The organism is Streptomyces sp. NPDC046866 (genome assembly GCF_040704625.1).
Taxonomy (GTDB): domain Bacteria; phylum Actinomycetota; class Actinomycetes; order Streptomycetales; family Streptomycetaceae; genus Streptomyces.
In genome coordinates, this window is sequence record NZ_JBEYXN010000043.1 from 1 (window position 1) to 13,324 (window position 13,324).

At 75.6% G+C, this 13,324-nt stretch carries 12 protein-coding genes; 2 read left to right on the top strand and 10 right to left on the bottom strand.

Features of this window, described 5'->3' with window-relative positions; all coding sequences use genetic code 11:
• Nucleotides 1–330: 330 nt before the first annotated feature.
• The 5 genes from AB0953_RS33895 to AB0953_RS33915 all read right to left on the bottom strand — a co-directional run bounded on the left by AB0953_RS33895 (nt 331) and on the right by AB0953_RS33915 (nt 4,984).
• A complete protein-coding gene (locus tag AB0953_RS33895) occupies nt 331–594 on the bottom strand; it encodes an acyl carrier protein (protein ID WP_366863437.1) in 264 nt (87 codons plus the stop codon).
• Nucleotides 595–666: 72 nt separating this feature from the next.
• The gene (locus tag AB0953_RS33900) at nt 667–1,899 is read right to left on the bottom strand and encodes a ketosynthase chain-length factor (RefSeq protein WP_366863472.1); all 1,233 of its coding nucleotides are present in this window, start codon (nt 1,897–1,899) and stop codon (nt 667–669) included.
• A 72-nt stretch (nt 1,900–1,971) separates the two neighbouring features.
• Entirely contained in the window at nt 1,972–3,237 is a 1,266-nt protein-coding gene (locus AB0953_RS33905) for a beta-ketoacyl-[acyl-carrier-protein] synthase family protein (RefSeq protein WP_366863438.1), read from the bottom strand.
• A complete protein-coding gene (locus tag AB0953_RS33910; protein ID WP_366863439.1) occupies nt 3,234–4,052 on the bottom strand; it encodes an alpha/beta fold hydrolase in 819 nt (272 codons plus the stop codon). The genes AB0953_RS33905 and AB0953_RS33910 overlap by 4 nt, the downstream gene beginning before the upstream one ends.
• 110 nt (nt 4,053–4,162) lie before the next feature.
• Nucleotides 4,163–4,984, bottom strand: a complete 822-nt coding sequence (locus AB0953_RS33915) for an AfsR/SARP family transcriptional regulator (RefSeq protein ID WP_366863440.1) — start codon at nt 4,982–4,984, stop codon at nt 4,163–4,165.
• Between the two features lie 181 nt (nt 4,985–5,165).
• Between AB0953_RS33915 and AB0953_RS33920 the strand changes: the two genes are divergently transcribed.
• Nucleotides 5,166–6,362 carry an AfsR/SARP family transcriptional regulator gene (locus AB0953_RS33920; RefSeq protein WP_366863441.1) on the top strand — a complete coding sequence of 399 codons (1,197 nt, stop codon included), beginning with the start codon at nt 5,166–5,168 and terminating at the stop codon, nt 6,360–6,362.
• Between the two features lie 82 nt (nt 6,363–6,444).
• On the opposite strand, the gene AB0953_RS33925 is transcribed toward AB0953_RS33920, so the two are convergent.
• The 5 genes from AB0953_RS33925 to AB0953_RS33945 all read right to left on the bottom strand — a co-directional run bounded on the left by AB0953_RS33925 (nt 6,445) and on the right by AB0953_RS33945 (nt 11,830).
• Nucleotides 6,445–8,514, bottom strand: coding sequence for a beta-ketoacyl synthase N-terminal-like domain-containing protein (locus AB0953_RS33925; RefSeq protein WP_366863442.1), 2,070 nt, complete (start codon nt 8,512–8,514; stop codon nt 6,445–6,447).
• A 14-nt stretch (nt 8,515–8,528) separates the two neighbouring features.
• Nucleotides 8,529–9,266: an acyl carrier protein gene (locus AB0953_RS33930; RefSeq protein WP_366863443.1), complete on the bottom strand. Its 738-nt coding sequence runs from the start codon at nt 9,264–9,266 to the stop codon at nt 8,529–8,531.
• Nucleotides 9,267–9,318: 52 nt separating this feature from the next.
• Nucleotides 9,319–10,002, bottom strand: a complete 684-nt coding sequence (locus AB0953_RS33935) for a ScbR family autoregulator-binding transcription factor (RefSeq protein WP_366863444.1) — start codon at nt 10,000–10,002, stop codon at nt 9,319–9,321.
• A 91-nt stretch (nt 10,003–10,093) separates the two neighbouring features.
• On the bottom strand, nt 10,094–10,975 hold the full coding sequence (locus AB0953_RS33940; protein ID WP_366863445.1) for an AfsR/SARP family transcriptional regulator: 882 nt from the start codon (nt 10,973–10,975) through the stop codon (nt 10,094–10,096).
• Nucleotides 10,976–11,209: 234 nt separating this feature from the next.
• Nucleotides 11,210–11,830, bottom strand: a complete 621-nt coding sequence (locus tag AB0953_RS33945) for a ScbR family autoregulator-binding transcription factor (RefSeq protein WP_366863446.1) — start codon at nt 11,828–11,830, stop codon at nt 11,210–11,212.
• Nucleotides 11,831–12,268: 438 nt separating this feature from the next.
• On the opposite strand from AB0953_RS33945, the gene AB0953_RS33950 reads away from it, so the two are divergent.
• Complete coding sequence (locus AB0953_RS33950) at nt 12,269–13,276, top strand: ScbA/BarX family gamma-butyrolactone biosynthesis protein (protein WP_366863447.1); 1,008 nt, start codon at nt 12,269–12,271, stop codon at nt 13,274–13,276.
• The last annotated feature ends 48 nt before the right edge of the window (nt 13,277–13,324 follow it).

Here is a 13,324-nt window from a genome sequence, read left to right on the forward strand (position 1 = left end):
AAATCGGGGATCGAACCCCAGCGCGCCCCCGGCCCCCCCCCACCCCCGCGGGGGCTGGATCCGTCCAGCCCGCGCGGCGTTCGAGGGGGTGTCCGGGGGCGGAGCCCCCGATCTTTGACGGTCCGGGCAGAGCCAGGCCATCGAGCCCCGCCGCGTTTGAGGCTGGGGGTCCCCCCAGCGGTAGCTGGGGGAGGGTCCGGGCGGAGCCCGGTTTCGGGAAGGGGCGGGGTGGGGGAAGGCTCCGCGCAGCGGCCACGGCCGGGCGGAGCCCACGGGCGGTACGGGCGGTACGGGCAGTACGGGCAGTACGGGCAGTACGGGGAGCAGCGCTCAGACGGAGGCGCGCTCGGCCAGGACCCGGTTGACCATGTCCAGGTAGCGCCGCGGCGTATCGGCGTCGTCGAAGTCCTCACCGTCGAGCACGATGTCGAACTCCCGCTCGATCCACCCGGTGGCCTGGAGCACGGCCAGGGAGTCGTAGCCGAGCTCGAACCAGTACTGGTCCAGGACGTCGCCGTCGAGGTCGACGCCCTCCTCCTCACCGGCGCACTCGCGCAGGATGCGCTTGAGCTGGTCGAGTTCCAGGCGGTCCATGACATACCTCTGTTCCGGTCGAATAAGGGTCAGGTAGGCGGGGAGGGAGCGGGGGCGGGGACGGCGGCGGGATCAGGCGCCCGGGGCGCGGACCACGGCAGCGGAGTTGAATCCGCCGCGGCCGCGCGCGAGGACGAGCGCGGTGCGCAGCCGGATCCCGGTGCGGGGCACGCCGGTGACGAGGTCGAGGGGGCAGTCGTCGGCGGGCTCCGCGGTGCCCGTCGTCGGCGGGACGGCCTGGTCGCGCAGGGCGAGCAGGGCGGCGGCGAGGTCAAGGGCGCCGCCGCCGGCCAGCAGGCGGCCGGTCATCGACTTGGGCGCGGTCACGGGGACCCCCCGCTCCCCGAACAGGGCGGTCAGCGCCTCGGCCTCGCGGCGGTCGGCGGCGCGGCTGCCCGCGGCGTCGGCGAAGACCACGTCGACGTCGGCGGGTTCCAGTCCGGCGTCGGCGAGGGCGCCCGCGGCGGCGGCCCCGAGCCGGCACCCGCCGCCGGCGCCGGCCACGGAAGCCCGGTCCCCGTTTTCGAAGGCGTCGAAGGCAGCCGCATGCCCGGCGAGCGTCCCGTACACGCGCGCCCCCCGCCGGCAGGCGGCCCCCGCGTCCTCCAGGACCAGGTGGGCCCCGCCCTCGCCGGGGACGTACCCGTTCGCGTCCCGGTCGAAGGGCAGGTACGCGCGGGCCGGGTCCTCGGCGGTGCTGAGCCCGCCGCCCGCGAGGTGGGCCGCCCAGCCCCACGGGCACAGCGCGGAGTCGATCCCGCCGGTGACGACGAGGTGGGCGCCCTTGCGGATCTGGCGGCGGGCGTGGGCGGCCGCGTCGAGCCCGCCGGCCTGTTCGGAGACGAGGACGCCGCTGGCGCCGCGCAGCCCGTGCCGGATGGAGATCTGGCCGCTGTTGACCGCGTAGAACCAGGCGAAGGACTGGTACGCGCTGACGTGCCGGCCGCCTCGGCTCCACAGCGCCTGGAGCTCGCGCTGCCCGAACTCGAAGCCGCCGGCGGAGTTGGCGGTGACCACGCCGGCGGCGTACTCGGGCAGGTCGGCGGGATCGGCCCCGGCGTCGTCGAGGGCCTCCTTGGCGGCGGCCAGCGAGAGCCGGGTGACCCGGTCCGTCTGCTGGAGCAGCCGGTTGGGGACGTGGTCCTCGTCGACGAAGCCGGGGACCTCCCCCGCCAGCCGCGCCGGGTAGGAGGAGGCGTCGAAGCGGGTGAGCGGGCGGATGCCGCTCTCGCCGCGCAGCACGGCGGCCCACCAGGCCTCGGCCCCCAGCCCGTTGGGGGCGGCCACGCCGATCCCGGTGAACACGGCGGCGGGCGCGCCCGCGTGCGCGTGCGCGGGCCCGGCGCCGGAGACGGCGACTGCGGTGGTCGTCACGGGTCAGTCCTCCGCCTTCAGGTTCGGGCTGGTCAGGATCATGGCGCTCTGGAAGCCCCCGAAGCCGCTGCCGACGGTCAGCACCGCGTCGGTGCGCTGCGCGCGGGCGGTCAGCGGGGTGTAGTCGAGGTCGCAGGCCGGGTCGGGCTCGTGCAGGTTCGCCGTCGGCGGGACGAGGTCGTGCTCGATGGCGAGGGCGCAGGCGGCGACCTCCAGGGCCCCGATCGCGCCCAGCGAGTGCCCGATCATCGATTTGACGGAGCTGACGGGCACCTCGTACGCGTGCCGGCCGAGGCTGCGCTTGAAGGCCTCGGTCTCGTGCTTGTCGTTCTGCTTGGTGCCGGAGCCGTGCGCGTTGACGTAGTCGATGCGCTCGGGCGCCAGCCGTGCCTCGCCGAGGGCGGCGGTGATCGCCGCGGCCATCTCGGCGCCGTCGGGGCGCAGTCCGGTCATGTGGTACGCGTTGCTGCGGGAGGCGAAGCCGGAGATCTCGGCGTGGACGTGGGCGCCGCGGCGGCGGGCGTGCCCGTACTCCTCCAGGACGAGGACGGCGGCGCCCTCGCCGAGGACGAACCCGTTGCGGGTGGCGTCGAAGGGGCGGGAGGCGGTGGCCGGGTCGTCGTTGCGGGTGGAGGTGGCGCGGATCGCGTCGAAGCAGGCCACCGTGATGGGGGTGACGGGGGCCTCGGTGGCGCCGGCCACCATCACGTCGGCGCTGCCCTCGCGGATCAGGTCGACGGCGTGCCCGATGGCGTCCAGTCCGGAGGTGCAGCCGGTGGAGACGAGGGAGACCGGTCCTTGCGCGCCGGCGGTACGGGCCACCTCGGCCGCCATGGAGCTGGGCACGAAGTAGTCGTAGAGGTGCGGTACCGCTTTCGTGTGGTCGACGAGCCAGCGCGTGCCGGCGTCGCTGACGGCCCCGTACTGGGCGTCCAGGGCGCTGGTGCAGCCCAGGGCGCTGCCGAGGGTCACGCCCGTGCGTGCGGGGTCGAAGGCGCCGGCCGCGCCCGCGGCGGCGAGGGCCTCGCGGGCGCTGACGACGGCGAACTGGGCGGCCCGGTCCAGGACCTGGGCCTCGGCGGGGGTGAGGCCGTGCTCGAGGGGGTCGAAGTCGGCCTCGGCGGCGATGCGGGAGCGGAAGGAGGAGGCGTCGAAGAGGGAGATGGCGCGGGTGGCGGTGCGCCCCTCGGTCAGCAGCGACCAGTACTCCTTGGTGCCGGGGCGGCCGGGGGCGACGACCCCGATGCCCGTGATGGCCACGCGCCTCATCGCGCTTCTCCCCTGTCCGTGCTGTCCGTGCGGTGGGTGCGGTGGGTGCCGGGGTCGGTGCCGGGGCCGCGGGCCGCGATGCGCGCCGCGGTGCGGGCGGCCCGGCCGAGCAGCCGGGGCAGCTCCTGGCCGCGGACGAAGAAGTGGCCGCCGGGCAGGGTGCGCCGCACGGTCCGGCCGGTGGTCCAGCGCTGCCAGCCGGCGAGCGCGGCGGCGTCCGCGAGCCGGTCCTCGGAGCCGTTGACGGCGAGCAGCGCCGCGGTGAGCGGCCCCTCGGCGGTGGTGCGCAGGTCCAGGGCCAGGCGCAGGTCGTCGCGCAGGACGGGCAGGACCATGCGGTGCCACAGGTCGCCGGGCTCGGCGCCGGGCGGCGCGGCCCCGTAGCGGTCGAGCACGCGCAGGAGTTCGGCGTCGGGCAGGCCGGCCGCGCCGGCGAGGGCGGCCGGGGCGTCGGGCGGCGGGCAGGCGCCGATGGCGACGAGGGCGGGCTGCGGGAGCCGGGCCTCGGCGAGGGCGCGGGCCACGGCGTAGGCGACGGTGCCGCCGAGGCTGTGCCCGTAGAGCACGTACGGCACGGCGGGCTCGTCGGCGATCTGCTCGAACAGCGGCTTGAGGTCGGCGAGGAGCTGCGCGCGGGTGGTGATCCGCGGCTCGCGGCGGCGGCGGTCGCGGCCGGGCAGCGGCCAGGAGACGGCCTCGACCCCGCTGCCGACGGCCCGGTTCCACCGCCGGAAGGCGGAGTCCCCGGCCCCTGCGTGCGCGAAGCAGTGCAGTCGTACCGCCGTGCTCTGCGCCGTGTGCGCCGGCTGCGCCATCGCCGCCCTCCCTGGTCTGCCCGGTTCCGGCACCGTGTGGTGTCCGCTGTCCCGCCCGGGTCGTCGCCCTCGACCCTGGCGGAAGCCGCTGGAGACGGGCTCGAACCGCGCTACGCCGCGTACAGGTCGAAGGTGGAGCCGCGGCGCGGGCCCGCGATCACGTCCAGGGCCGGGTCGACGGTGAGCATCGCCTGGTGCAGGCGCTGGAGCTGCGGCGAGGGCTCCACGCCGAGTTCGTCGATGAGCCGGGTGCGCAGCCGCCGGTAGACGTCCAGGCCGGTGGCCTGGCGGCCCGAGCGGTACAGGGCGACCATCGCCTGCGAGTGCAGGCCCTCGTGCTGCGGGTGGCGGGCGATCAGCTCGGCGAGTTCGGCGAGGAGTTCGGTGTGCCGGCCGAGGCGCAGGTCGGCGTCGATGCGCCGCTCGACGGTGACCAGGCGGCTCTCCTCCAGCCGCATCACCTCGATCTCCAGGATGGGGCCGACGCGTACGTCGACCAGCGCCGGGCCCTGCCACATGGCGAGCGCCTGGCGCAGCAGGCCGGCCGCCTGCTCGTCGTCGCCTTCCTCGAACGCGGTCTGGCCGCCCGCGACGAGGCGTTCGTACGCGTGGACGTCGACGGACTCCGGCTGCACCTGGAGCAGGTAGCCGCCGTGCCGGGTGGCGAGGACGTCCTTGGCGCTGCCCGGGGCGCCCGGGCCCATGGCCGTGCCGAGGCGCCGGCGCAGCTGGAGGATGTACGTCTGGAGGGTGGTCAGCGCGCTCTGCGGCAGGTTCGTGCCCCAGATCTCCTCCATGAGGGTCGGGACGGGCATCACGCGTCCCGGGTAGAGCGCGAGCAGTGCCAGGATCTGCCGCGGCTTGCCGGCCGTCGGAACAATCGACGCCCCGTTGACTTCGGCACTCAACGGACCCAGAACCTGAATCTTCATGGATTCCTCCGCCTGTTTGTCGAGTCCCATCGATTTTCAGACTCCGAACGGGAACGGTAGCCGGGCACCGGACAATGTCCCCGAATTCTCGAGCAGCTGTCGAGCAGCCCTCCGACCGCTGTGCTTGCAGAGCCGGTACCGGCTGCTACATTTCCGAACAGTCACCGGGAGGAGGAGGCGGATGGAATTCGCCGCGCAGCACGGCGAGAAGAGCCGGAACGGCGGGGTGGAGTTCCGCGTCCTCGGCCCGGTGGAGGTGTACGACCACGGGACGGGTCTTCGCGTCGTGCCCTCGGGGGCCAAGCAGCGCACCCTGCTCGCCGCGCTCGTCGTACGGGCGGGCGAGGTGCTCGGCACGGAGCGGCTCGTCGACGAGCTGTGGGGCGACCGGCCGCCGGCCGGCGGGTCCAATGCGCTCCAGGCCCACGTGGCGCGGCTGCGCCGGCTGCTGCCGGTGGCGCCGCCCGGGCCGGACGGGCGCCGTGCGGACTGGATCGGCACGCACGCGCTCGGCTACCTGCTGCGGCCGGACGGCGCCGCGGGCGACGCCCGGCGCTTCCACGCGCTGTCGGCCGAGGGGCGCGCGGTCCTGGTCGACGACCCCGGACGGGCCGCCGGCCTGCTGCGCTCGGCGCTCGCGCTGTGGCGCGGTCCGGCGCTCGACGGCAGCCTGCGCGGGCCGATCTGCGCGCGGGAGGCGGACCGGCTGGAGGAGCTGCGGCTGACCACGCTGGAGACGCTGTACGAGGCGGACCTGGCGGGCGGGCGGCACGGCGAGGCCGTCCGCGAGCTGGAGCGGCTGACGGCCGAGCACCCGCTGCGGGAGCGGTTCTACGACCTGCTGATGCTGGCCCTGTACCGGGGCGGGCGGCAGGGGGAGGCGCTCGGCGTGTACGAGCGGGCCCGCCGGCGGCTGGTCGACGGGCTCGGCGTGGAGCCGGGCCCGGCGCTGCGCGGGCGGCTGGACGACATCCTGCGGCACGCCCCGTCCCTGGCGGTGCCCCCGCCGGCCGCGCCCCCGGTGCTCGCGCGGGTCCCGGACCCGGCAGCGGTCCCGACCGGGGACCGGGTCGGGCAGCGGGGCGGGGAACGGGCCGAGGAACGGGCCGGGGAACTGCACCGGCTCGGCGGCGAGATCGTCCGGCTGGGCGAGCGGATCGAGGCCCTGGCCCGGCAGCAGCAGGCGCTGGTACACCGTTTCGAGCAGTTGTCCGGCACGGTGGCGGGAGCGGCCGGAGCACGGAATGCGCACGGCCCGGACACCGCGGGCAGCTCGAACGGCCCGGCGATTCCGGAACTGCCCGAACTCACGGGCGATCCCGGCCTGCTGGAAATCTCCGGGCTGCCGAACCTTTTTCCGGACGGCCAACTCGTCTGACCTTCGCCCTCCTCACGGAATTTCCGGCATTGCTCGACCGGGCCCCGAGCCGTATTCCGACGAGTGTGTTCATCGGAGGAAATCAGGAACGGGACGCGTCGCGCGTGCCGGTTGTTTCGGGGGTCTCGGCGTTCTCGGCGGTCTCGGGTGTTTCACCGGAGGCGTCGAGCCACAGCGGTGTGCGCAGAAAGGCGGACGCCGGCAGCGGAACGGCGACCGGGCGCTGGCCCTGCGCGCCCTCCAGTGCGGCCCAGTCCACGTCCACCCCCGACAGCCACAGCCGCTTCAGCTGGTCCAGGCGCCGCCCCGACCAGAGCGCGGCGAGGTAGGCGCGGGTCTCGGGCACCTCGCCGAGCCGGTGCGGGTCCGCGGCGCCGTGGCGCAGGTCGGCGCAGTCGGGGTGGCGGCCGTCCGCCGGGTCGAGGTCGGCCAGTACGCGGGCCAGCCGGCCGGTGTCGCCGACGACGGCCGCGTACCGGCAGTCCATCGCGGCGCGCCCCGTCCGCAGACTGGCTGCGAGCGCCGCGAGGTCCGGCTGCGGGCCCGGTGCGGCCAGGAATCCGGCGAACCGCCGGGCGGTGGCGGCGAGGTGGGCCGGGGTGGGCGCGGACAGCACCACCAGCTCGGCGGACCGCCCGCTCCGCCGCCCGGTCGTCGCGCCGGGCGGCGCGACGTACTCCTCCAGGACCACGTGCGCCTCGACACCGCCGGCACCGCGGACCCCGGCCGAGGCCCGGCGCACCCCGCCGGGGGGAACCGGCCAGGGGGCGGCTGCCGGACGGCCGGCCGCGGGCAGCAGCACGCCGTGGCGCAGCTGCAGGGCGGCGCGCAGGAGCACGGCGACGCCGGTGGCGGCCCCGGCCGCGCCGACGGCGGCGGCCACCGAGTCCGCGTCTTCCCGCAGCAGCCCGCCGGAGCCGGCCGGATCGGCGCCGGCCTCGCGCAGGGCCGCCCGTGCGATCCGCCCGGCGGGGCCGGCGTTCCTGCGGGCGGCGCCCTCGTGGCCGACGGCGCTGCCGCGGATCAGGCAGTGCACGGTGTCACCGTCGGCGAGGGCCCGTTCGAGCGGTTTGAGGACCAGCGCGCCGACCGCCTCGCCGGCTCCGGGGCGGCGGTTGGAGGCGTGCAGCAGCAGCTGTACCCCGCCGACCAGGGCCGCCGCGCACTCGCCGCGCCGCAGGGCGGAGAGGGCCTGGTGCAGGGCGACCAGCGCGGAGGACTCGGCGGTGTCGATGCTGACGCTGGGGCCGGTCAGCCGCAGCAGGCCGGAGACCCGGTTGGAGAGGTTCCAACTGCCGCCGCGCGGCAGGCGGCGGCGGTGTCCGCGGCCCCAGGACTCGGCGGCGAGCAGCGCGTAGTCCCCCGGGCCGGCGCCGGCGAACACGCCGACGCTGCGCGGCGTGCCGTCGGCGTCGCGCAGGGCGTCGAGCCGGCTGCCGGTGCAGCCCGCGTCCTCCAGGGCCTCCCAGGCGGTCTCCAGGAAGAGCCGCTCCTGCGGGTCGACGAGGGCCGCCTCGGCCGGCTCGATCCCGAAGAAGGCGGCATCGAAGTCCTGGACCCGGTCGAGGTAGTGCCCGACCACGTTCCCGCCCCGCCCGCCCGGCGGCCCGGAGGCGGTGCTCCCCCCGCCCTCGGCCTGCCGCCACACGCCCTCGAGGTCCCCGCACCGCGGCTGCCGCCCGGCCATCCCGACCACGGCCACGGCCCCGGCCGGAGAACCGCGTCCGCCGTCGGGTCCGGCCCCGGGCCCGGTGCGCCCGCCGGGGCCCGGGTCGGAGCTCGGGGCGAGGCCGAGCGGGCCGGACGCGGGCCCGGGGGCGAGCCCTTCGCCGGGAACCGCACCGCCGCGCGCGCCGGGACCCGCGTCGGTGGCGGAACCGAACCCCGCCTCGAACCCCGCTCCGGGCCCGAGGCCGGGCTCGGACGCAGGCTCGCCGGAGCCGTAGTGCAGGCGGGGCCCGCCCGCGGCCCCGCGCCCCGGGCCGGGACCTCCGGGCGCCGGGCCGGGGCCGGGGCTCGAAGCGGCGCCGGCGTCGACCCCGGGCTCCGGAGCCGGCCCGGGGGCCGGGGTGACGCCCGCCAGGAGGGCCGTGGTCTGGGCCCGCGTCAGGGTGCCGTTGCGGAAGCGGGTCAGGATCTCCTTCTCGTCCATCCGGACGGATTCCCTCAGCTGCGCCGGGCCAGCAGGACGAGCGCCTCGTCCACGGTCAGCCGGTCGTCGCGCACCGCGTCCAGCAGCACGTCGAGTCCGGCGGCGCCGACCGTGGCCGGGACCCGCTGTGCGGCTCCGAGGAGCTCGGCGACGTGGGCGGCGAGCGCGGTGATGTCGGGGTGGTCGTACAGGACCACCGCCCGCTCCTGGAGCCCGAAGGTGCGGTTGACGGTGGCGACGAACTCGGCGCCGAGGATGGAGTCCAGGCCGAGCGCGGCGAAGTCCGTGTCGGGCCCGACGTCCCACACGTCGCAGCACAGGACGGCGGCGAGCTGTTCGCGCAGCGCCCGGGCGATCTCCTCGGCTCGGGAGGAGACCGGCTCCGCCGCCGGCCCCGCGGTGCGGGCGGTCCGGTCCGCAGCACGGACCGCAGTCGGGACCGCGGTGCCGACCCGGTCCAGTTCGGCGGCCACCTGGCGGGCGAAGGACTCGGGCGTGGGGTGGTCGTACAGGTCGGTCGGCAGGATCTCCGTGCCGTACCGCGCATTGACGACCGCCACCAGTTCCACCGTGAGCAGGGAGTCCATCCCGAGGGACTGGAAGGTCTGCTCCGGGTCGATGGCCTCGGGCCGCTTGCGCAGCACGTCGCCGAGGACGCCGACGACGTCCCTCAGCACGGCGGCCGGCACCGCGGCCGGCACCGCGGCCGGCACAGCCGCCGGGGCTGCGGCGGCAGGGCGTTCACTCGTCATCTGCGGCTCTCCAGGACTCGGCGGGCGGGCAGGCGGGCGGGCGCGGGCGCCCTCAGATGGCGCTGCCCAGGTACGGCGAGAGCCGGCGGGTGTCGTCGGCGGGGCTCGCGCCCGGCCCGGTGCGGTAGCGTGCCGCGGCCCCGGCCGGTACCAGCGCGGGCAGCAGCAGCTCCCACATCGCGGCGACCCGGCGCCCGAGCTCCTCGTACGGCATGCCGGTGGCGGCCATGGCCTCGATGCCGCAGGCGGCCGCGGCGACGAGCGACTCGGCCCGGTCCCACCCGGCGCCGTACGGCCCGGTCCCGGCCCGGAGTTCGCCGGCGTCGCGGGCGCGGCGCAGCAGGGCGCAGACCGCGGCGAGCCAGGCCCGCCGGAAGTCCGTGCCGCCGCCCTCCCGGCCGGTGCACTCCACGGTGATCCGGAAGCTGGCGGGCACCGCCGGGTCGTCGTGCAGGGTGCGGGCCAGCCAGTGCGTGAGGTCGACGAGTGCCTGGAGCGGTGACGCGCCCGAGGCGGCCAGGTCGCGCACGGTCTCGCCGAGCAGGGCGGCGCCGCGCTGCTGGACGGCCTCGGCGAGCTCGTCCTTGGAGGCGAAGTGGAAGTACAGCGCGCCCTTGGTGACGCCCGCGGTGCGCGCGATGTCGCCGAGCGTCGACCGCTCGTACCCGTTGCGCCGGAACATCTCGGCCCCGGCCCGGACGAGCCGCCTGCGGGTGCGCTCCGACCTCTCCTGCACGGCGCTGCCTCCTCGGCTCGCGGGCCTGCCCGTCGGGGTGCGCGGTGTGCGCGGTGTGCGCGAGGTGCGCGAGGTGCGCGGGGCGGCCATGTCAGCCGACGCGCACGAGTCGCTCGGCGGCGGCCTTCGCGGCGTTGTCGAGCTGGTTCTCCGGGGCGGCCATCAGGATGGACCGCTGGAGTCTGCGCAGGGCCGCCGACGGTTCGATGCCGAGCTCCCGGACGAGGGTCGCGCGCAGCCGCTGGTAGACGTCGAGGGCCTCGCCGCGGCGGCCGGAGCGGTGCAGGGCCAGCATGAACTGGCCGTGCAGGTTCTCGTGGGTGCGGTAGCGGCTGGCGAGCACCGTGAGCTCGGCGAGCAGCTCGCGGTGCCGGCCGAGCCGCAGGTCGGCCTCGATGCGCTGGTCGAGCGCGCACAGCCGGGTCTCCTCGAGCCGGCGGGCCTCCATGTCGAGCTGGGCGCCGCCCTGTACGTCGGCGAAGGCCGGGCCGGACCAGAGCGAGAGGGCCTCGCGCAGCAGTCGGGCGGCGCCGGGGAAGTCGTCGGCGTCCATGGCCCGGTAGCCCATGCCGGCGAGCCGGTCGAACTCGCGGACGTCGCTGGTGCCGCCGCCGCTGTTGAGCAGGTAGCCGCCGGGCAGGGTGACGAGCACGTCCTTGGCACTGCGGCGTCGGCCCGCGGGGCCGGCGGGGCCGGCTGCGGCCGGCTCCGCGGCGCCTTCGGCCTGCCCGGCGCCCTGCTCCAGGGCGCTCGCGATCAGCGCCCGCAGCTGGAGGACGTACGTCTGGAGCGTCGTGCGGGCGCTGCGCGGCGGGGCGCCGGCCCACAGCTCCTCGATGAGGGCCGAGACCGGGACCACCTGGTCGGCATGGAGCGCCAGGAGTGCCAGCACCTGTCGCGGCTTGGGGGCGGTCGGAGTGATCGAGACTCCCTGTTCCCGCACCGCCAGTGTGCCCAGTACTTCGATGTCCACGCCGTACTCCCCTGGTCTCCGTGGATGAGCCTTCCTCAGTAAAAAACAGGCCCGACGGTTTGTCAATACAAAACCGACCGTGCTGTTTTGGCGCGAGAGGGCCCCCTCGGGCTTCTCAACTCCCGCTCCTGAACTGGGAGTTTGCCCTCTACACGGATCAGGCCGGCGTCACCTCCCCTGCCCGCACCCGTCCGGAATCCTCCCCGACCCACCCTGAAACAGACCGGAGGGTCGCTAAAGCGGCCGGCTCCCCTCGGGGGCCAGGTCCGGGGCGGGCGCCGACGGGACGAGCGTGGGCAGGAGCAGGCGCCAGAGCCGGGTGACGGTGGCCGCCGAGAGCCAGCGGGTGTCCCGGGCGCCGAGCACCTCCAGGCCGACGGTGGCGGCCACCACGGCGGCGACCACGTCCGCCACCGCCACCCCCGGGCGCAGTTCGCCGGCCGCCTCCGCCCGCCGGACCGCCTCCTCGACCCAGGCCCGCCACCGCTCGCGCAGGTCCTCCTGCGGCGGCCGGGCGCTCTCCCCGCACAGGTGGAAGCCCGCCCGCAGCACCACGTCGGCGCGCAGGGCCGCCGCCAGCCGGTGGGTCGCGTCGACGAGGGCCTGCAGCCGGCGCTCGCCGGGCCGGGGCGCGGCGCCGGTGACGTCCGCGAGGCGGAGCACGGCCGCGGCCTCGACGGCTTCCGCCAGCGCCGCCTTGCTGGCGAAGTGGAAGTGCAGTGCCCCGTTGCTCACTCCGGCCAGCGAGCTGATCGCGGTCAGGGAGGCGACCGTGTAGCCCTCGCGGTCGAAGATCTCGGCTGCGGACCCGATCAGGGCGTCACGCGTGCGCACCGCGCGTTCCTGTTTGGCCATCGACTGCTCCGTCAGTGCAGGGGATTCGGCCAGTCGACCCAACTGACCCACTTGAGCCAGTTGAGTCCAACTGACCGAGTTGACAGCGACTCTAACAAACCGTCCAAGCGGTTTCTGATAGGTGCGCGGGGTCCAACCCGGGTCAAGGGTGCAGGTCGGACAGATTCGCGCAGCGGTCACTGCCGTTGCATTGGGAGATCCACTCAAGACGGGCTCGCCGCCTGCTCGTTGCCCTCTCGACGGAATCCCGGGCAGGACCCGGTGTGGCGGGCGCGCGACCCGGCAACTCGGGTGATAACAGGCGAATCGCAGGGATCGGCCGGGCCAAATTTTCCGGCGCTGACCGAAACCCCCTAGAAATTAAACCGGTTGGTATGTAGTTTTCCCGGCCAAGGGGCAACCCGCACCGCACCCACGTCGCACAGACCAGGGGGATCGATGTCTGCGAGCACGTTCCAGATCGAACGGACCACGCACGACGGAGACACGAAGGGGGCCTCGGCGGCCCTCGCCGCGTTCGCCGGCAAATCCGCAGGATCCTGCCCCACCACGCTGACCACGACCGTTCCCAAGGAACTGGTGCACCGGTCCGCGGTCGCGGAGGTCGTGCTCACCGACTGGGCCCGCGTCGACGAGACCCACTTCGTCATGGCCGCCCAGTGGCCGCGCAGCCACAGCTTCTTCACTCCCGTCGCGGGCGGCTACCACGACCCGCTCATCGCCTGCGAGACCGTCCGCCAGATCGGCATCCTCCTCGGCCACGCCGAGTTCGGCGTTCCGTTCGGCCATCAGTTCGCCATGTTCGACCTCGACATCGCGGTGAACCCCGAGCACCTCCACGTCGGCTACGAGCCGGCGACCCTCACCATCGACGTGACCTGCACGGAGGTCAACCGCCGCGGCAGCGCTCTGTCAGGTCTGCGCATCGAGGCGGTCTTCCACCGCGACGGGCACGTCGTGGCGACCGGCGGCGGCTCCTTCTCCTGCATGGCGCCGGCGGTGTACAAGCGGGTGCGGGGCGAGCACACCCTCGACGGCGACTGGTACCGGCTCCCGCTGATCAGCCCGGCGGCCCCGCAGAGCGTCGGGCGGATGTCCCCCATGGACGTCGTGCTCTCCCCCACCGGCGAGCAGGACCGCTGGCAGCTCAGGGTCGACACGCGCCACCCGGTGCTGTTCGAGCATGCGGTGGACCACGTCCCGGGCATGGTGCTGCTGGAGGCGGCCCGCCAGGCCACCGCGGCCGCGCTCGGCCGGTCCTCGTACCTCCCCCTCCGCTTCGCCAGCGAGTTCAAGCGGTACGCCGAGCTGGACGCGCCCTGCATGATCGAGGCCGTCCGCGTCCCCGAGGCGGCCGAGGGCCGCCAGACCGTGGTGGTGACCGCCCGCCAGGGCGGGGCCGAGCTGTTCCGCTCGACGGTCACGGCGGGCACGCACCACCTGTAGCACGGGCCGGAGCAGGCCTCGGCAGGCCGGGCCCGCGCCGCCGTCCAG